Origin of the sequence: Okeania hirsuta, from assembly GCF_003838195.1 — a bacterium.
GTDB lineage: Bacteria > Cyanobacteriota > Cyanobacteriia > Cyanobacteriales > Microcoleaceae > Okeania > Okeania hirsuta.
On the sequence record NZ_RCBY01000145.1, the window covers coordinates 1 to 20,155 of the forward strand.

At 34.7% G+C, this 20,155-nt stretch carries 14 protein-coding genes and 2 pseudogenes; 7 read left to right on the top strand and 9 right to left on the bottom strand.

Going from position 1 to position 20,155, the window contains the following annotated elements:
- Positions 1-286: 286 nt before the first annotated feature.
- On the bottom strand, positions 287-1,279 hold the full coding sequence (locus D5R40_RS21185) for a ribose-phosphate pyrophosphokinase (RefSeq protein ID WP_205127185.1): 993 nt from the start codon (positions 1,277-1,279) through the stop codon (positions 287-289).
- Positions 1,280-1,624: 345 nt separating this feature from the next.
- Between D5R40_RS21185 and D5R40_RS21190 the strand changes: the two genes are divergently transcribed.
- Together D5R40_RS21190 and D5R40_RS21195 are read left to right on the top strand one after the other, a co-directional pair.
- Positions 1,625-2,083: a GatB/YqeY domain-containing protein gene (locus D5R40_RS21190; RefSeq protein ID WP_124155157.1), complete on the top strand. Its 459-nt coding sequence runs from the start codon at positions 1,625-1,627 to the stop codon at positions 2,081-2,083.
- A gap of 789 nt (positions 2,084-2,872) precedes the next feature.
- Complete coding sequence (locus tag D5R40_RS21195; RefSeq protein ID WP_124142685.1) at positions 2,873-4,777, top strand: serine/threonine-protein kinase; 1,905 nt, start codon at positions 2,873-2,875, stop codon at positions 4,775-4,777.
- A 570-nt stretch (positions 4,778-5,347) separates the two neighbouring features.
- Here the strand turns inward: D5R40_RS21195 and D5R40_RS21200 are convergent.
- The 3 genes from D5R40_RS21200 to D5R40_RS21210 all read right to left on the bottom strand — a co-directional run bounded on the left by D5R40_RS21200 (position 5,348) and on the right by D5R40_RS21210 (position 9,029).
- Positions 5,348-6,193, bottom strand: a complete 846-nt coding sequence (locus D5R40_RS21200) for a prohibitin family protein (RefSeq protein ID WP_124142686.1) — start codon at positions 6,191-6,193, stop codon at positions 5,348-5,350.
- Positions 6,194-7,005: 812 nt separating this feature from the next.
- Positions 7,006-8,190, bottom strand: coding sequence for a cysteine desulfurase family protein (locus D5R40_RS21205; protein ID WP_124155159.1), 1,185 nt, complete (start codon positions 8,188-8,190; stop codon positions 7,006-7,008).
- 440 nt (positions 8,191-8,630) lie between these two features.
- Positions 8,631-9,029: a DUF7682 family zinc-binding protein gene (locus D5R40_RS21210; RefSeq protein WP_124142687.1), complete on the bottom strand. Its 399-nt coding sequence runs from the start codon at positions 9,027-9,029 to the stop codon at positions 8,631-8,633.
- Positions 9,030-10,371: 1,342 nt separating this feature from the next.
- On the opposite strand from D5R40_RS21210, the gene D5R40_RS21215 reads away from it, so the two are divergent.
- Together D5R40_RS21215 and ybiA are read left to right on the top strand one after the other, a co-directional pair.
- Positions 10,372-11,964 (top strand): DUF655 domain-containing protein, encoded by a 1,593-nt coding sequence (locus D5R40_RS21215; RefSeq protein WP_338043110.1) that lies wholly within the window; start codon positions 10,372-10,374, stop codon positions 11,962-11,964.
- Positions 11,965-12,387: 423 nt separating this feature from the next.
- Entirely contained in the window at positions 12,388-12,834 is a 447-nt protein-coding gene (gene ybiA / locus D5R40_RS21220; RefSeq protein ID WP_124142689.1) for a riboflavin biosynthesis intermediates N-glycosidase, read from the top strand.
- Positions 12,835-13,202: 368 nt separating this feature from the next.
- Here the strand turns inward: ybiA and D5R40_RS21225 are convergent.
- The 4 genes and pseudogenes from D5R40_RS21225 to D5R40_RS21235 form a co-directional block, all read right to left on the bottom strand.
- Positions 13,203-13,868: pseudogene (locus D5R40_RS21225) on the bottom strand (DUF3226 domain-containing protein).
- A 2-nt stretch (positions 13,869-13,870) separates the two neighbouring features.
- Positions 13,871-14,149, bottom strand: coding sequence for an AAA family ATPase (locus D5R40_RS39915; protein ID WP_240038722.1), 279 nt, complete (start codon positions 14,147-14,149; stop codon positions 13,871-13,873).
- A 153-nt stretch (positions 14,150-14,302) separates the two neighbouring features.
- A complete protein-coding gene (locus tag D5R40_RS39920; protein ID WP_240038723.1) occupies positions 14,303-15,022 on the bottom strand; it encodes an AAA family ATPase in 720 nt (239 codons plus the stop codon).
- Positions 15,023-15,226: 204 nt separating this feature from the next.
- Entirely contained in the window at positions 15,227-15,616 is a 390-nt protein-coding gene (locus D5R40_RS21235) for a HepT-like ribonuclease domain-containing protein (RefSeq protein WP_240038724.1), read from the bottom strand.
- A gap of 581 nt (positions 15,617-16,197) precedes the next feature.
- On the opposite strand from D5R40_RS21235, the gene D5R40_RS21240 reads away from it, so the two are divergent.
- A complete protein-coding gene (locus tag D5R40_RS21240) occupies positions 16,198-16,554 on the top strand; it encodes a tellurite resistance TerB family protein (RefSeq protein WP_124142691.1) in 357 nt (118 codons plus the stop codon).
- Between the two features lie 1,092 nt (positions 16,555-17,646).
- Here the strand turns inward: D5R40_RS21240 and D5R40_RS35745 are convergent.
- Positions 17,647-17,796 (bottom strand): hypothetical protein, encoded by a 150-nt coding sequence (locus tag D5R40_RS35745; protein WP_161564402.1) that lies wholly within the window; start codon positions 17,794-17,796, stop codon positions 17,647-17,649.
- A 43-nt stretch (positions 17,797-17,839) separates the two neighbouring features.
- Here D5R40_RS35745 and phnD point away from each other — a divergent pair, with 43 nt between their 5' ends.
- Entirely contained in the window at positions 17,840-18,838 is a 999-nt protein-coding gene (gene phnD, locus D5R40_RS21245; RefSeq protein ID WP_124155158.1) for a phosphonate ABC transporter substrate-binding protein, read from the top strand.
- 337 nt (positions 18,839-19,175) lie between these two features.
- A pseudogene (locus D5R40_RS21250) lies at positions 19,176-19,952 on the top strand (ADP-ribosylglycohydrolase family protein).
- Positions 19,953-20,155 lie beyond the last annotated feature (203 nt).

Sequence of the window (20,155 nt, forward strand, 5' to 3'; positions counted from 1 at the left end):
AGCTTAAAACTAAGACAAAGCCAGATTATTCCTTCTTCCTTCCTCTTTCTTCCTTTATAAGCAAATAAAGATTAAATTTTCCTTCTCATAATTGACCGAAGTAGGTAGACCCTTGTGGGTCTAACCCTAGACAGTAAAAAAGAACTAATTTTCCGAATATCCAGCTCCCGATAGATTTCACAAAAATTTTCTTTCTATTAATTTTTAGTGAAGATTAAATTCTCCAAATTCTTCCCTCCCAAAAATAGTTAGGAAAACGCGAGCTAGTATCTCAGAACAGCAAATTCTAACGAAACATACTACTAACTGAAGTATCTTCGTGAATGCGCCAAATAGTTTCACCCAATAAATTTGCCACCGAAAGAACAGTCAACTGAGGAAAATTATGTTCCTCCAAGAATGGGATAGTATTAGTAACAATCACCTCTTCAAATACCCCACTAGAAAGACGCTCAACTGCTGGTGGTGAAAATACTGCATGAGTAGCACAAGCATAAACTTGTCGCGCCCCTTTTTCGCGCAAAAGTCGTCCCCCTTCGGAAATAGTACCACCCGTATCAATCATGTCATCTACCAACACAGCAGTTTTTCCCTCAACATCACCAATCACATTTAACACTTCTGCCACATTGTGAGCTTGACGACGCTTATCAATAATTGCTAATGGGGCATCATTTAACTTTTTCGCAAAAGCTCTAGCTCTTGCCACCCCACCCACATCCGGAGAAACAACAACAATATCAGATAAATTCTTACTTACTAAGTAATCTAAAATTACCGGTAAACCGTAAACATGATCGAACGGAATATCAAAATAACCCTGAATCTGGGCAGAATGCAAATCCATTGCTAGAATACGATTAGCACCTGCCTCAGTAATCAAATTGGCCACTAATTTAGCAGTAATTGATTCTCGACCAGCAGTTTTACGGTCTGCTCTAGCATAACCATAGTAAGGAATAACCGCAGTCACTTGTCTGGCAGAAGCACGACGACAAGCATCTACCATGATTAACATTTCCATCAAGTTGTCATTAACTGGACGACAACTAGGCTGAATTAGATAAACATCACAGCCTCGAATTGATTCCTGAATTTGAACATATAGTTCTCCATCTGCAAATCGTTTACGCACCATTGGGCCTAAGTCTAAACCCAGATATCTAGCTACTTCCGTAGCCAAAGGAACGTTAGCAGATCCAGAGAAAAGCCTCAATCTATTATGATCGTTAGCAGTAGCAGGCACAGGAGCCTGAATTGGTAAAGTAGCACGGATCACGGCAAGCCCTCGCAGCACCTTTATTCATTGCGATCTTATCATCTCAAACTAAAAATATTCTTCCGTATTTTTATTGATAGAAAGATCGTTTTTTTAGTAATATACCAAGAATATTTGCTAGATTAAGTCAGATGAATGTTGAATATTTAGTAAGAAAATTATGGAGGTCTTTAAAAAACGTAAAATCTCTTAAGTAAATTCCACTTTTCTGATAGATACTAACTTCTTAAGTCAAAAGTCAAAGTTCCAAAGTCAAAAGCAATATATGTTTGACTAAAAACCTTAATAGAGTATTAATATAGCTATAAAATGACTTTATAGTGAATTGGTATCCGGAGTGAGATTATGAGTTTAAAGGACAGAATTACAGAGGATATTAAAGTGGCGATGAAGGCCAAAGATAAGGTTCGTCTGGAAACAGTTCGTAGCATTAAAAAAGTAATTCTAGAAGAGGAAGCCAATGCTAGGGCAGCAGGAAAGGATTCTCTGACAGAGACTCAAGAAATGGATATATTAACAAGATTGGCTAAACAACGCCGGGATTCAATAGAGCAGTATACTCAAGCAGGTCGTCAGGAACTAGCAGATGGAGAGGCCGCAGAGTTGGCCATTCTTGAAGAATATCTACCAAAACAATTGTCTGATGAAGATATTGCTCAGATCGTTGATGAAATTATTGCTCAGGTAGGGGCAAATTCTCCGAAAGATATGGGTAAGGTGATGGGTCCGGCCATGCAAAAGTTGAAGGGTAAAGCTGATGGAAAGAAAGTACAGGAGGCAGTTAAGGCTAGGCTTAATTCATAGTTAAAAATTAAGCTCACCTCAATACTATAGTTAAGGTCATAAATCTTGCCATTTTTAATGGCCTTAACAACATGGGAAGGGAATATGATTTGATGCAGTATCTTCATTCTTTTCCTAAAATTAAACTCTATTATCAACAGCTAAAATACTAATTAAATGGATTACTAATTTCCCACAAGTATAGGAACTTTTAATCTGTTAATAATAGAGTAATTTGTAGATGTAGGCATCTACAGATAATTCAGAAATCAAGTGTTTTGGAGAACAGGAGTGTCAACTACTATTTGATAATATCAAGTAAGAGTAATTTTTTCTATGTTTGAAAAGGAGAAAGTGGGTGGGGATAGTCAACAACCTACCACTTCGTGTTTGATAACTCTAACCAATTGTAAACACCGCTTATGAGGTGTGGGATATTAAACCCAAAAGAAAAAGATAATAGAGATAATTGATCGGGAGAAATAAATCATAAATATCTGAAAAAATTACTCTGGTTTTCTCTCGAAATCGATCGCTAAATTTATTTATTCATACAAAAAATATTAAACTAAAACACATTTCAATTATACCAATTACTAAAAGTCATACTATACTTAGGCGATACTTCAATTATTAAATAATTAATACAGGCAGAAAAATATTTTTGATAATTATTAGTCAGTTCGTGTTAATTATTCTTATGTTTATTATTCCCCTATTCCCCCACTCTCCCACTCAAGAAAATGTAGAAAAGTTTTTGAGAAATGATGTGATCTATTGCCTGTTCCCTATTAAATTAAATTTATTATTATGCAACCACCAATTCCTGTAGGAACTATTTTACAAAACCGCTATCGCTTGATTAATATTCTCGGTCAAGGTGGTTTTGGACGTACCTATCTAGCTGAAGATACAGGTCGTTTTAACGAGCGTTGCGCTCTCAAAGAATTTATTCCCCTACAAACAAATACCTATGCAGTAACTAAATCTCAAGAACTATTTTCTCGCGAAGCAGCTATTCTTTATCAAATTCAACATCCTCAAATTCCCAAATTCAGAGCAACTTTTGAAGAAAATCAACGTTTATTCCTTTTACAAGATTATATCGAAGGCAAAACCTATCGCAGCATATTGCAAGAGCGTCAGATAACAGATAGTTTGTTCTCAGAAGCAGAAGTGCTAACTTTTTTACAACAAATTTTACCCGTCTTAGCTCATATTCACAGTTTTGGTATCATTCACCGAGACATATCTCCCGACAATATCATTAGGCGAGAAAGCGATCGAATGCCAGTATTGATAGACTTCGGAGTAGTTAAAGAACTCGCAACAAAAGTTCAATCTTCCCACTTAGCAGCACCCTTGACAAATGTAGGAAAATTTGGCTACGCTCCCTGGGAACAAATTCAACTGGGAAGAGCAACAGCAAATAGCGATCTGTATGCTTTGGCAGTTACAGTAGTTGTACTATTGACGGGAAAAGAACCCCAACAATTAATCGACCAAACCACATTAACTTGGAATTGGCAACGGTGGGTAGCAGTTAGTCTAGGGTTAGCTGAGGTCATCAATAGAATGTTAAGTCATCAACCGGGCGATCGCTATCAGTCTGTTACTGAGGTAGATCAAGCTTTGGAAAGATTACCCCATATCAAATCTCAGCAATTACCTACCATAAATCAAGAACAAAATAATCCTTCATCTTCTCAACAACCAACAATAGGAGCAACTCCAAATCAAAACCTTAACCCCAATAGCAACCATAGCTTTTTTGATAATCACCAGTGGGTTGCAACTGCATTAGTAGCAGTATTAGTTGTTTTATCTGGCGTCGTATCTTGGAGTGCAGTTAATTTTTTCCTCAAGCGCAGACAACAAGAAGCTCAACTTCAGCAACCAACGAAAATGAATCCTATACCAGTACCGACCCTCGCCCCTCCTCCATCATCGCCAATACCCACTTCATCCCCATCTCCAACAACTACATCAACACTATCACCTACTTTGCCATCACCATTACCTGTTGTTCCTGTACCATCTGGAACACCAGAAATACCTATCACAATACTACCGAATGCTACTCCTATTCCGGAGACTCCTGCTCCTGTGATAATTCCATCTCCATCAATTACTTCAGAAGAACGTTTGAATATATCCCCAGGAGAACCGATATCTATTGAAGGTCGCTTGAGAGGGAATGAAAGTATTGACTATATAATTTCTGGGAGTCTTGGGCAAAATTTGAATTTATTAGTTACAGGAGAAGGAGTATTAATGAGTTTAGTAGCAATAGACGGTGAACCAGTAGATGGAATTTCTGAGAAAGTATCTATCTGGAAAGGAACTCTACCTAATGATGGCGACTACAAAATAACTCTCGCTCCCTTACCTGGTTTACCTGGTACTGACTACAAGCTAGACATTAATTTAGTTAACCCTATACCTAAAGTTATTCCTAGCTCTGAACCAGAAGCAACTGAGTTACCCGCACCCATACAAGAACCGGAAGCAACCGAGTCACCTTCTGGTCTACAACTCAATAAACCTTCTAAGAAGGAGAGCAAAAAATCATTCCCCATATCAACTCCACTTGAAGAGCTTGATAAACCTTCTAAAAAGCCTAAAAAGCAAATTGTGATTCCAGAAACAGAGGCAACAGCTTCACCAACTCCAGCAGAAGAAACTTCATCTGATGCTCAAATTTTAGTTGAATAGTTGTTATTTGCAGAACTTTTAAAGTAGTCAGGACTTATACCAAATTGATAAATGTTTGCCACAAATATCTAGGGTATTTCTTAGGAGTCAGGAGTCGTATGGGAATAGCTTTAATACCATTTTTTAGGGCGTAAATTACCTTTTTAGTCAAAGGAATATCTCCTGCATTTGTCTTTTTATTGCTCTTACTATTCGTAACATTCTTTTTTCAAATTGGTATTACACATAACCACCAAATATAGGGTTAACGGCCGTTAACTCCTACAAATGGTGTATAATTTCGTCTGCGTGCGTCAGAATTAGAAACAGTTAACTAAGAGATTTCTTGAAAAAAATATCCTCCTATACTTTAATTTTTTAATTTATAGCAAGGAACAAGTTACTTAGGACTTATGCCGATCATGAACCTCAGACAGGGAAATATTTTGGCATTGCTCAAATGTAATGTTAAGTAGCTGAAGGTAAAATTGAAAAACTGATGTTTAGCGTTGAGACTTAATCTAAAAATCATTACCACTCAGCAACGCCAATGTTTTTCCCTGTTCCCTATTCCCTGTTCCCTATTCCCTGCTATTTATTTTCATCCAAATTATCAAGATTGAAAATAAAAGGAGCTGTTTGAGATTTGTCATTTCCCAGAATTAAAACTTTAGGCATCTGAGAACCACCTGCTTTCCAAGCTTCGATCGCTTCTTTTTGTAAAACCAACTCACCACCTTGTGCTTTTAGTGTTTCAGCTAATAGTTTTTGAGCTTCTGCTTTACCCTTTGCACGGTTAATATCTGCCTGAGCTTCTTGTTCTGCTTCTTCAGCAACATATACTGCTCGTTGTGCTTTTTGTTCGGCAATTTGCTTCTCTTCAACTGCTCTAGCAAATTCAGGAGAAAATGTTAAATCAATTACGCTAGTATCTAACACAATAATGCCATATTTATCTAAACGAGAACCTAAAGCATTATCAAAGTCTGCTTTCAATTCTACTCTTTTAGTAATAGCTTCTTCAACAGTTCTTCTAGCTGCAGCAATTTTAAAAGATTCTTGAGTTTGTGGTGCAATTACTTTCGCAACTAAATTCTGTAGAGTTCCTTGTTCTCTTCTGATTTTTACTACCAGCACGGGGTCTAAGCGAAAGTTAATTGCAAAACTTGCTGATAATTGTTGTAAATCTTTTGTAGAACTTTGGGCTGGAACTTCAAACTTTTGTACAGTCACATCATAGATATCAACTTGAGAAATCAAAGGAGGTTTAAAGTGAATGCCTTCTAAGAGAGCGCCATCTCTAGCTTTACCTAAAATACTAATAACACCAGCTTGACCAGGATTAATAATTACAAAGGAATTGAAGCCAATTAGCAATACGAATGATAAAACAGTTGCTAATATTAATGTTTGTAAACTTTGTTGTTGATTTTTCAATTTTTTTCTCCGAATTTTGAGACTATGAGTTATTGGTATATTTTCTTTGTTAATCTTAGTTCAAATTGAAAATTACCATTCAAATTATATAATATTTTTAGACTTGTTTAAGAAGGAATAAGGAATAAGTAAGAAGAAAGAAGGAAAAAAGAAGTAGAGAAAAGTGAATGGCGACTCAAAACCCAAGGAATTATAAACACCCTGTAGGCGGTAAGGTATTAACCCCAAAAAGAAAAAGATAATTACTACTTTTTTGACTAATGTGCTTGATATTAAGTAATAGTATTTTTTGCACATTAATACTAAGTTTCAAAATAACAAAAGTTATGAAAGACTAAATACTGCCATTGAACAAATCATATTGGGAATAATTAATATAGTTGAAATTTGTACTACTTTTACTTTGAATAAAGCGATCACAATATACATATCCTAATTCCTTGCCTACAGAGAGAGAGTAAGACAAAATTATTTGTCAGATTATGTCCGGTAGCATCGGTATTGTAAGCGCGAAGGTAAGGAAGAAGGAAGAAGGAAGAGGCAAGAGGCAAGAGGTAGGAAGGCTTAAGTTAAGAGCAAGAAAAAACTTCAATTTGCTATATATATTCATATATTCATGCTTGGGTTTACACAAACGCGCCCTAACGGACATGATATCATTGATACTTAATATCATATCCGTTTAATTAGCTATAAAAAAACTTTCTTCTCCTTGTCCTTCTTCTTTCCTCCTGACTCCTGACTTCCCCTCCTGGGAGGGGGAGGGGCGAGGGGTGGGTTGACTCCTGACTCCTGAAATGGTATATTTATTTTTAATTCACAATAGCAAGTTTTCTAGGCATCAGTCTTTCCAAAATTTGTTTCAGTACCATTGCTGTCCAATCAATATCTGCTTCCGTTGTTTCTCGTCCTAATGTTAAACGAATACCTCTAGTTGCAGCCTCTTCTGTATATCCCATTGCCAGTAATATTGGACTTGGAGTTACCTTTCCACTATGACAAGCTGAACCAGCACTAATACCAATTCCAGCCAAGTTTAACTGTCGCACCAAAGTTTTACCTGTAATTTTATCTTCCGTTTCCTCTATTTCAACTTCTGGGGGAACAATGCAGAAACTAACATGATGAGGTAGTCTGTGCCATCTATCCCCAGTAGAAATTACATAAGGAGTTTGTGCCATCTGTTCAAATAAGCGATCGCGCAATCTGATTAACCTTAATGTTTCTGTCGTCATTTCCTCATTAGCTAATTCTGCTGCCACTCCAAAACCAGCGATCGCTGCTACGGCCTGAGTACCAGAACGTAATTTCAATTCCTGGCCACCACCAGTCAATATCGGTACTAGCTCTACACCTTCTCTGATATAAAGCGCCCCCACACCTTGAGGACCATAAATTTTATGACTTGATAAAGATAATAAATCTACTGGCAGTTTTTGTACATCTATTGGTAAACGTCCTACCACCTGAACAGCATCAGTATGAAATAAAACCCCATGAGAACGACAAATATTACCTAGTTCCTCAATAGGTTGGAGAGTGCCTACTTCACTTTGACCATAAATTATTGATACTAAAACTGTATTTGCTTGTAATGCTGCTTGTAGTTTTTCTGGATCTACCCTTGCTTGTCTATTGACAGGTAATCTTGTAACTTGCCAACCCCAATTTTCTAACATTCTTGCTGGTTCTGAAATCGCAGAATGTTCCACACTAGAAATAATGATATGTTGGGGTTTTTCATAGCAACGTGCTACACCCATGATTGCCATATTATCAGCTTCAGTCCCCCCAGAAGTAAAAATAATTGACTCTGGCACTGTATTGATCAAATTAGCTACTTTTATTCTTGCCCTCTCGACTAATGTTGCCGATCTCTGGCCCCATTTATGTAAGCTAGATGGATTACCCCACTGTTGGGTAAAAGCTTGTTGCATAACAGCGATCGCTTCTGGGCTTGTTGGTGTTGTGGCACTATAGTCTAGATAAATTTGCATCATGTCTATCCGTTTTTATCATTAACTTCTACAATATAATCAAAATATTGTCACAGAATTTTTGAGATAAAGGAGTGAAAAAGTAAATAAAAATTGTTTAAGTAGTCAGACAAAATTACGCGATATATCTACTCTGTAAATTCCCAGATATTTGCTTAAAAATTCTAATAGGACTGCTATATATATGAATTATTTTTAATGTGGCTGTTGTAACTCAGATATTTCTATACTTTTAATAGTTAAATTCTAAAAAGTTAGCGAATAATTAAGGTTTAAAGCCTCTCCTTTAAAGGAGAAAAAAGCGGTCGAGGAATAGCAATGTCTCAGAGCAATATCCATGATAGCAAGATAAGAAAAAATTTTCCTGTCTCGTTAATCCTCTTGTTTTCAAGGAGAGGCAATTATTAATTATTAATTATTAATTATTAATTGTTGAATAGCTACTTAGGTTTACAAACATTATAATCTTCATGTGACATAACTTTCTGTGGTATGACAAAATTACCATAATCTTGACAAATCATTCTATAGTTGCGAGTAACAGGTATACTTACTATGAAACGATTATGGCGGAGCCGTTTACCTCCAAATTCTCGATAGCTTTGATTATCATTTAATGCAGAAATAATTGACCTGGCTTTAACCACTACATAATCTGGTAAACCTCTCAAGTCTATCAAATCACCATCGAAAGAAGCTTCCCATTCTAACTTTTTTTCTCGCTTTTCCGCTATTTTTTCATCAACTCTTTGCTTTGCCATCTCCTGTTGTTCACAACGATGGCATTTTCTCCCATATCCCTTATGGCCACACGGAAAAGTCCTTTTTCTTTTCGGCATAAAACAGCAAAGTTAGTTGTTACCAAGTTCTCTCAGTTTTGGTCATCGTTAAATATTTTGTTCAAGACCTGATTGAAAAATCCACAAACTACTTATTACACTTTAGTAGCATCATAGTGCACTCTCAATTTAACATTATCGGCCATTATGACACAATATTCAACATCAATATTTTCTAATGATTCAAATAGAACTAACAAAAATGTTTAAGATTCAGGCCACTGCACTAGGTATTATAAATTAGTGTAGTTCTTTAGTTAATAGGGCTTACGCACCTGCAACCTAATTTTTATCCGAAGCGACCTACAGGGTTTGCAGGAGCAGTCCGGAACGGAAAGCAATATCAAATCCTAGTTTTTTGTACCTCATGGAGATGGGGAGGTGGGGAGATGGGGCAGGACTCATTCATTGTCACTAGAGAAAAATTGATAGGGAGATGGGCAACCACCCCTAACTCCTTCCAGGAGGGCAAGGCTGTTTCATCCGATGCGAAAAACAGAGAGGGAGATAGATAGATGGGGATAACTAGGAAATTTTGGCACACATAGTCAGGATTTCAGTCAAATTTATCAATTATCCTTGAAGGTCAAAAATACGAATTTTTGTCATTTAAGCGACGTTGAACCAGATATCCTCTCAGAGTTTAACTACAGCTATTGGCTAAAAAATCGGCAAATTTTAGTAAATTTCAGTGTTTCCCTATTCCCTCATCTCCCGTTCTCCCTAAATCGTTAATATACTATACTTTGAAACAGCCCTCCTTACAGGAGGGGGGAGATTCGTATATTTGCACAATTAAATGTATTTCATAATTCATATAAATATTATCTGACGACAAAAAATTAGCCCTGGGGAGATGAGGGGAGAAAAGCCTCTAAATTAAATACGTTACCAAAATATTCATTTAATGGCATTTACATAACTTCCCTCTTTTGTCAAGTTTTATCTTAAGAAATATGTTTATAAACCATAGCCCTTTCAGGGGGACTTTTGCTAAGATTTCTGTGGGCAGGTCATTTCAGTTATCATTTAGCCTCCTATGGTCGGAACTGCGTTAACAGTACCTCTGCAATAAGGAGACTTGATATCAGAAATATTCTCTTTTTTATCCCCTTAAAAGGGGAGACTTTAGACCACAATTTTTCGGTAAGCAGAAATACATTCAAACTCATAATATCTACGCTTTTTTCTCCCAAGTCATCTTTGTCCTCCAAGTCTAGTCCAACCAGAAAGTAAAAAACCTACCCTTGTGAACTATCTCACCCTAATTAATAGGATATTGGCTTTCCTTAAATCAGTGCTATTTTTTTCTACTCAACTGCGCTTTGTTTATATTTTACTATTGGTTCTGAGTCTCACTGCTTGTCAGAATACAAATCAGCAGTTAGTTCCTCATTTTCCCCAATTACCACAAGACCCCTTAATTGAAGCTTATTTTAATCAGTCCCAAGCTTCAACCTATACTGAGTCTGATCGCCAGCAAACTAGGTTGGGAGATAATCTTGAGGAAATAATCATTGATACTATTGCTAATGCTACTTCTAGTGTAGATGTGGCGGTTCAAGAGTTACGTTTACCTGGTATTGCTCAAGCTTTGGTCGAACGTTATCAAGCAGGGATAAAGGTACGAGTAATTATTGAAAACACCTACAATCGTTCTTGGGGAAGCTTGACTGAATTTGAAGTAACTCAACTATCTGAACGGGAGCACGAACGCTACATAGAATTTTTTCAGCTTGCTGATAACAACATGGATGGTTATCTTAGTCAAGATGAAATTAACGGCAGTGATGCTCTTGTGATCTTAACTAATGCAGGGGTTCCCTTGATTGATGACACTGCCGATGGTTCTAAGGGTAGTGGCCTTATGCACCACAAATTTGTGGTTGTGGACGGTCAAACTATTATTGTTACTTCAGCTAATTTTACTAATAGCGGTATTCATGGAGATTTTTCAGAATCTATGAGTAGAGGAAATGCTAATAATCTTTTAAAAATAGAAAGTTCTGAATTAGCTGAACTGTTCACAGAAGAATTTAATCTCTTATGGGGAGACGGACCTGGTGGAAAACAGGATAGTAAGTTTGGCGTGAAAAAACCATTTAGACCTGTCAGACAAATATTTATTGGAGATACGAAAGTGGCAGTAAAGTTTTCTCCTATTTCTAATACTAAATCTTGGCAGCAAAGTACTAATGGTTTAATTAATCAAACATTAGAATTAGCACAAAAATCTATTGATTTATCCCTCTTTGTATTTTCATCACAACCATTAGTTAATACTCTAGAAAATCAATCTAAAAAAGGAGTATTAATTCAAGGTTTAATCGATCCAAGTTTTGCCTATCGCTATTATAGTGAAGGATTAGATATGATGGGTATTGCCTTGGCTAATAAATGTAAATATGAAGCAGATAATCGGACTTGGGAGAAACCAATTTTTACAGTAGGAGTACCAAATTTACTCCCTGGCGATCGCCTGCATCACAAATTCGGAATTATTGATAATTCGATTGTTATAACTGGTTCTCACAATTGGACTGAAGCAGCTAATAAAAACAACGATGAAACTTTATTGATAATTGAAAATTCTACAGTAGCAGCTCATTTTGACCGTGAATTTCAAAGACTTTATCAAACAGCTACTCTGGGTATACCATCCTGGTTGATTAAAAAAGTAGAGAAACAACAAAAAGAATGTGGCAATCAATTAACAGAAACTCAAAATCCCACAATAGATACTAACACTAAGATTAATCTCAATACAGCTACTGCTAAAGAATTGGAAACATTACCTGGTGTTGGACCAAAATTAGCAGAGCGGATTATTCAAGCTAGACAAAATAAACCTTTTACATCTTTAGCTGACCTAGACCAAGTGTCTGGAATTGGACCTCAAATATTAGATAAGTTAAGCGATCAAGTCACCTGGTAAGTTCAACAATTAATCATTAATAATTAATAATTAATAATTAACAATTACCTCTCCTTTAAAACTGATAGGATTGACTCAAAAAAAAATTTTTCTTTATTATCCCCTTAAAAGGAGAGGCTTTAAACCACAATTTTTCGGTAAGTAAGAAGGAAGAAGGTTTAAAAGTATGAAAAAACTTACAGCAGTTTTCGAGTCTTGGAGGTACAAAGTTTGATTGCCCTAGGGAAAACTTAACTGGGAAAGAAAAACATAATAAAAAAGAGGGAAAAAAGTTGAATTTTTAGAATTTATGGAATTTATCATTTTTTTATTGTACGAATAAATCTTTCTAATTCCTCCTGACTCCTGACTCCTGACTCCTGACTTCATGACTCCTAAAAAATATCCTAGCTATTTGTAGCAAACATTTATCAAATTGATATTATGGCAATTTCATTTTATAGCACTCTGAGCAGATACGGTTGTTTTTCCAATTGTTCTGCTCATGGTTTTGAATTAGATGGTTATTGGTGGCCAACTAGCGAACATTATTTTCAAGCTCAAAAATTTCCAGGTATGCCTGATGCTGATGAAATTCGTTTAGCAGCAACACCAGGAGAAGCAGCAAATCTGGGAGGCGATCGCAAACGCCCATTACGTTCAGATTGGGAACAGGTAAAATATGATATTATGCAAAAGGCAGTATTCAACAAATTTGCTACTAATTCTGAGATTCGGGAAATATTACTGTCTACTGGGAATGAAGAAATTGTTTATAAATCTCCCGTGGATTTATATTGGGGTCAGAGAAAAGATGGTAGTGGGAAAAATAAATTAGGCAAAATTTTAATGGCAGTACGAGATATGTTGAGTTCAACAATTAATAATTAACAGATAAATTAAACAGTTAACTGGTATAGGATTTTGTCAATTTCGTCAGGCGATTGCTCCTATCTTGAGAGTTATATAAATTATATAGTCATTCCAGTTAAGATTGAGACAAGGGTTTCTTACCTTGAAAGAGTTTCACCTAAAAAAGTGTTCCAGTCTTATTCAGAATGACTATAAATAATTTTATAGATAACTTCAATTTGTATAACTCATAATTTTGATATGGGAGTCATATTTGAGTTTTGTAGAAAATATCCTGAAAAAAGGAGAGAGCTAACAAAAGTAAAATTTTGAGACTGTTTATCTATTTTGGGATTTTTTACAAATTCGACAATGATTGCCATAGTTAAAATTAAATTTAATAAATTTTACAAGTCATATAATGTTTTAAACCAGTTAATAAATATTTGAGCTTGGGGATGTTTGGGATTTAATATTCTTTCCATAACAGCATTATGTAATTGGCGACCGGGAGTATTTTGCCATGCTAACCATGTATGAATATTAGGTTTATCAGTATGATTTTCTATGAATGGCGCACCTTGATTTTTAGCTTATTTAACTGCTGTTTGTGCATAATTCCAAAGCAATTCTTTTTCGTCAGGAATTATATAAGTCAGAAATGTTTCTAACATTCCAGAAATTTTATTATCTGGCATCACCCAAACTCCAAATTTAACACCAAAACTTGTCTGATGAATTAGACCTATTTCTGGTAAATTTTCAGGAAAATCAGGAAGACTTGGTAAACAAACATTTCTAATACTTTGCCATCTATCCTTTGAATTATCATCTGCATCAACCATTAGACCTAATGCAGAAAGTCCAGATGCTTTTAACTCTGTAGAAATTACATTTTTATTTAGCAGTTTTTCTATGCCATCAAAGGATTCAATATATACAAATGGTTGTTTATTTTTATCTTCCCAAGGAATATCATTAGCTTCTATCAAATATGGAATAACTCTTTGATCCTCAGCACCCTCTACCAATAGTTTATTTTTAGGAGGTAATTTTCTTGTTTTTGTTGCCATTACTATCGCACCTCGATGTGACGTTGTGCAGCAATAACAATTTCAGGTTCTGTGAAAACTACAGAAGCATTTTTATTAGCTTCTATTCTGTGAATTGTAATTTCTTCACCCTCTAAATCTTCATTTTGAATAACATCAGCAAGACTACTCCAACAATCACTATTATGAGTAGTAGCAAATACTTGAACATCTAATTTTTTTGCTGTTTTCCAAATAAGTTTCCACATATCAGACATTGTAGAAAAATGTAAACCCGTATCAATTTCATCTACAAGTAACACTCCACCTTAAGCAGAAACAAGAGCGATAGCTAATGCTAAAATTCGCCACATTCCTTCTCCCATACTGCCAATAGGTATGGGTTGTTTTTGGTCAGAAACTTTTACTAGAAACCCACCTCTTGCTCCTACAATTCTATTATTATAACCGTATTTTTAAGGGCTTATTGAAGCAATACGTTCAATTTTAGATTCAATAATTTGCAGTGCTTCTAGGGTCAATGTTTCCTCTGGTGTTAAGACAATTTCATCAAATAATTGAGTAATTTCGTTAATATCTAAAGATAAAGGTGTAATAAATTGAGATTTTGTAACTGCTTTTGTAGCTATTCTAGATGACCTTAACATACGAATATCCATACCTCCATCTGGTGATAATCTGCGTCTTATGCTAACTTCTTTTTTTTTCCAATCAAGCATAAAAAAAATATCTTCTAATTCATCTATTTCTAGTTCATCAGTAATTTCTTCTGAATTATCCAATTCAGAACTCAATTCTTCTGAATCATCGAATAAAGCTTTTTTTTCATCCAATTTATTCGGTGAATCTACTTGTATTGAAGCAATTAGATTTTCCTGATATTTATCATTAGTTCCTACTATAGAAAATTTGCTTCCTACTGAAATTTCACGTCCATAGAAAAGGTGACAAATATCTAGCTGTTTAGAGCGTTCTTTCAATAAAAACTCTCCTCGATAAAACATAATTTTCTGGAATTGTTCGGGTTGGTACGAGCAATATAAAAGTTGAATAGCTTCTAAAATTGAAGTTTTTCCACTATTATTCATCCCCACCAACAAATTAACTCTGCTAAGTTGTTGAAGTTCAAAAGATTGGAAGCAACGAAAATTATTTATACTCAACGATTTCAACATATTTATTTCCTGTTTATATCTACTTAAAAATAAAAAAAAATTAATTTTAAGACGATAGTAAATTTTCAACTTTTTCTTTAAGAGATAGATAAATCCTTTTCAATTATAGCAATTTAAGTAAAGGTGAGGACATTTCTAAATTATCACACTCAGTCATCGATTATTTTTGACTTTTACTTTTTGACTTTTGCCTTGCGCGTAGCGCTATACACCCCAAACTCGATTTAGATTAATGTTTAAATAGTTATGAACCAGAACATCTCTAAATCCAGCTATTTGTCGCCATTGAATAAACGCTTCTACTCGCCATTGAGGTGATTCAAAATCATCAATAGAAATAAAGGTTGGCTCCCCTCCGGTAGTTAACCCCAAACCCAAACGTCTTAGTTTTTCCTCTACTTGCCGACCAAGGGTGTTAATTTTTTGCCATTGCGTTTCGGTATAAGGTTTGGTAGGTCTGGGTTTTTCTTGATAGCGAGAAACAGTAACGGAAAATTCCAGGTTAGACTCGGAAGGTTCGGTGGTGCCTCTTACTGGGTTTGCTGCAGTGGGTTCGGGAGTACAGACCAGAGGAATGTGATTTTCTGCTGTCAAAAAACCAGAGGTGATGTCTAGAACAACCCAACCAGCTCCTGGTAAATAAACCTCGGCCCAAGAGATAATTTTAGTTATAGCAATGTATAGAGAAACACTAAAAATATAATTTAGGTATTTATAGTTAATAATTTTACTGATTTTTTGAGATTTAATAATTATTTATTTATGAGTGGGTTAGCAGATAATAAATGGCTGTGATTAGAGGAATCAAAGATGATTTTTGAGTTGATTTTGATTGATTTTCATTCTTGGAACTTTGGCAAGAGATGTAATTATATTAGCATAAATAAATATAAATAATTACTATATCAAAATACTTACTTAGAAGTAATAAAATTTTATATATTATTTATATTTTTGAGAAAACATTATTTGACTACAAATAGGAAAAATTAGTTGACCGGAAGTTATGAGAATTTCTAATTGTCATCGAAATATTTTTTGCCAAATATTGATAAGTGAATTAACTGAAAATTGATGATTTTGATTTAGGCTGATTAGTAAGAAGATTAGTTAGTTATTGATGTAATTACCTCAATGAATAACCACTTCTCTAATCACTTTAATGGAAGGGAATTATGAATCCTACTGCTGAAAATATTTTAAAATTGGCTGCGCTAGCTACTGTTGTAGATGGTCAAGCCTCTGAACAAGAAAAGAACTTCATTGTTGATGATGGTTCCTATCTGTTGAGAACTTCTCCAGATGAAGTAAGACCCTTTATCGACCTATGTATTAGAATTTATCAATCTAAAGGTGCTGCAAACAATCCTGGAACAGCACTTAATTTTGCTTTGGAGGCATTAAAGCCTTTAACAGATTCTGAGAAGCATCTAGCCTTTCACATTTGCTATAAAGTAATTCACATAGACAAAGAAGTAAAAGAGTCTGAAATGAGATTCTTTTTCCAATTACACAGATTGGTATTTTCTTAATTATTAGAATTAACTTTTTACAGTTTTTAAATTAACAAGTAATCAACATTATTCTATACTAAATTTTACATTATGGTGGAGAGTTTTTTATATAGCAGAAGAAAGAAGGAAGAAGCAATAAGCAAGAAGGAAAAATCTGGCTTTGTCTGATTTTTAAGCTTTTGATACAGCAGACTCTAAGTATATAAAGTACAGAGATTAACAATTGAATGAATGCAAGTGCGGGCATCTTGCCCGCTTCGGGGTGTACCTCACCTTTGGTGGAATCTGCTGTATTTCCGCGCGGTCTTTAGACCCCTCTCAAAAGCACTTAGCCTTTTATATTTGTGAGAAAGTAATTTACCAAGACGGAATAGAATCTGGTGAAATAGAATTTATTAACCAATTAGACCAACTAGATAGAACTGCATTTTCTTAATTATTAGAGTTAGTTATTTCCAGCCTTTCAGCTAACAACTAATTAACATTATTCTCTACCAAACTTTAAGATTATGGTGGGAATTTTTTTTCGTTAAAGCGTGCCTGATAGAATTTTTCCTAGGTGCTCAGAAAATACCTTAACTGCATAAAAAAAATTATATAGCAGCTCATACTGCTATAAACTTTATTTATCAAAAAGTCTAATTAAGTGTCATTTTTCAATTATTAACAGTCAATAAAATCAGCAAAACTTGATAGCCGAAAATTATTGCGATGATGCTGTTTCATATAGCAATCCTAAATAGGTCGTGACAAATCAAAAAGTAAATAAAAAAACTGAAACTCTTACCTGTTCCCTGTTCCCAGTTAAGTGTTCCCTAAAAAGCAGTAAGATTTTTGACACGAATAAAATAGGATTGCTATAGATATTATTTATCTCGTAGCAATCGCTAATTTCTAATTCAAAAATCCTAGAAAATGAACTTAACCAAAGCTTAACATTAATCTAGTGGAGGATGGTGGAAATAACTGACCAGTTACAAAATCCTAAAACAATTACAAATCAAAAATGATTGACTTTTAACTTCCGCGTAGCGGCACTCTAATAATGTATTAGACAGATTGACCTGTCTCTGAAAAAACAAAAGCTGATTGCTACTGAGCTATAGCTGTTTAATAGCTAGTATTTATTTCGTAGCGATCGCCAATTTCTAACTCAAAAATTCTCGAAAGGGAGCTTAACCAAGGCTTAACATTAATATAGGATAATCGATCGACGGACAAATCTGTCTGTAAAAAAACACAAAAGCTGATTGGTACCAAACTATAACTGACAACTACTAATATTTCCAGAGAAAAGAACCCTATGGAACGACGTAAATTTGTTAAAAATTCATCTCTATTTGCTCTATCCTTAGCCGGAGCAAAATTAGCTAATTTAACTTTTTCACCTCAAACATTAGCTCAAGTAAAAGAACTAAAATTTGGGATTATTTCCACCGAATCTCAAAGTAATCAAAGACCAATTTGGGAACCATTCATCAAAGCATTTTCTGACTCTATTGGTTTACCAGTTAAAGCATTTTATGTGACTCAATATGTCGCAGTAATTGAAGCCATGCGAACTGGGGATGTTCACCTAGCTTGGTATGGAGGAAAATCTTATATTGAAGCAGCAAAACGTTCTAAAGCTGAAGCTTTTGCCCAGGTAGTAGATACAGCAGGTGGTAAAGGTTATTACTCTCATTTAATTACTAACAAAAATAATCCTATAGTTGCTCAAGCTAAAGCAATGGGAGGCGATAAATATGTGATTAAAAATGCAAGTAATTTAACTTTTGCTTTTAACGATCCAAACTCTACATCCGGTTTTTTAGTACCGAGTTACTATGTTTTTGCTCAAAACGGAGTTGACCCCAAAAAAGCATTTAAACGCTTAGTTTTTTCAGGCAGTCATGAAGCAACAGCTTTAGCAATAGCTAATAATCAAGTAGATGTAGCTACTAATAATAATGAATCTTTAGACCGACTCCAAAAAACAAATCCAAAAGCAAGAGCTAATATAGAAACTATCTGGACTTCTACTTTAATTCCTAGCGATCCAATTGCTTATCGTCAAGATTTACCAGCAGATTTAAAACAGAAAATTCGTGATTTTTTCTATAACTATAAAGAAGCAAAAGTTCTCGAACCTCATGGTTGGTCTGGTTTTGCTCAAGCAAATGATAAAACTTGGAATCCGATTCGGGAATTAGACCTAGCTAAAAAGATTTTAGAGTTGGAAAATAAGGAAAATATGACTGCTGAGGATAAACAAAAATTAGAGGAATTCCGCCAACAATTAAAAGCTATAAAAAGTAATTAGACTTCTTGCATAAGTCAGGGAATAGGGAATAGGGAATAGGGAATAGGGAATAGGGAATAGGGGGATGAAATCAAGAATTTCATATCTTGAATTTATTTAATTAAAACTTTTGCAAGAGGTCTATTGAATGACAAAAGTAAAACAGGATTTACAGATGATAAGTAGGTGGCTCTAATTAAACGTTAAAAAAATGGTTTATTTATGCTTATCTACTTAATCTTAATCATAAATCTGTTGTATTACCAGAAGTCTCCATGGAATTAAGCAACAAAGCAAATATTGACTTTGTTGCTTTTTTTGTTAAAATGTTAATTAAATAAATAAAGGTAAGAGCAAAATGTTAGGAGCAATAGCTGGTGATATTATCGGATCTGTCTATGAACATAATAATATTAAAATCAAAGATTTTCCCCTATTTAGTAGTCAAAGTCAATTTACAGATGATACAGTTATGACCGTAGCAGTTGCGGATTCTATCTTCAATAATCGCGAATATATTGATACAGTTAAAGAGTATTTTCGTCGCTATCCTTACGCAGGTTATGGCTTCAATTTTAGACAGTGGAATAAATCTGATAGTAAGCAACCTTATTATAGTTGGGGTAATGGGTCAGCAATGCGAGTTAGTCCAGTGGGATTTGCTTTTAATGACTTGGAAACAGTATTAATGGAGGCAAAAAAGAGTGCAGAAATTACCCATAACCACCCAGAAGGAATTAAGGGTGCTCAAGCTACAGCAGCAGTAATCTTTCTTGCTAGAATAGGAAAAAGTAAGGATGAAATAAAGTCTTATATTGAGAGTAATTTTAACTATAATTTGAGTCAAACTTTAGCATAAATTAGACCTACTTATAAATTTGATGTTTCTTGTCAAGGTTCCGTTCCCCAAGCAATAATTTGTTTTTTAGAATCTACAGATTTTGAAGATGCAATTAGAAATGCTGTTTCTATAGGTGGAGATAGTGACACTATTGCTTGTATTGCTGGAGGTATTGCTCAAGCATTTTATGTAGCTGTACCAGAATCTATTACTGAGAAAATATGGGAGTTTCTAGATGAAAGTCTTCAAAATTTGACTCTGGAGTTTATGTCAAAATATTATATAGCAATGTGATTTTAGTTGTGAGATATTGGAGATTTTTAGGCAACAGGCAACAGGCAACAGGCAACAAAGAATAAGAAAAAAACAAATATATATGAGTAAGATAACTGCTATATTCTATACTTTAAAGGAACATCTCAATTCTCACATCTGATTCCTGATTGCTATATGAGTTCTAGTTTAAATTGATATATATCTTCAACCTTCAATTATTA

What these genes read in the sequence shown, in the direction of transcription:
- D5R40_RS21205 (WP_124155159.1), bottom strand. Translation starts at nt 8,190, where the DNA reads ATGCAAATTTATCTAGACTATAGTGCCACAACACCAACAAGCCCAGAA.
- D5R40_RS21210 (WP_124142687.1), bottom strand. Translation starts at nt 9,029, where the DNA reads ATGCCGAAAAGAAAAAGGACTTTTCCGTGTGGCCATAAGGGATATGGG.
- D5R40_RS21240 (WP_124142691.1), top strand. Translation starts at nt 16,198, where the DNA reads ATGAATCCTACTGCTGAAAATATTTTAAAATTGGCTGCGCTAGCTACT.
- D5R40_RS21195 (WP_124142685.1), top strand. Translation starts at nt 2,873, where the DNA reads ATGCAACCACCAATTCCTGTAGGAACTATTTTACAAAACCGCTATCGC.
- ybiA (WP_124142689.1), top strand. Translation starts at nt 12,388, where the DNA reads ATGGCAATTTCATTTTATAGCACTCTGAGCAGATACGGTTGTTTTTCC.
- D5R40_RS39920 (WP_240038723.1), bottom strand. Translation starts at nt 15,022, where the DNA reads ATGTTGAAATCGTTGAGTATAAATAATTTTCGTTGCTTCCAATCTTTT.
- D5R40_RS21190 (WP_124155157.1), top strand. Translation starts at nt 1,625, where the DNA reads ATGAGTTTAAAGGACAGAATTACAGAGGATATTAAAGTGGCGATGAAG.
- phnD (WP_124155158.1), top strand. Translation starts at nt 17,840, where the DNA reads ATGGAACGACGTAAATTTGTTAAAAATTCATCTCTATTTGCTCTATCC.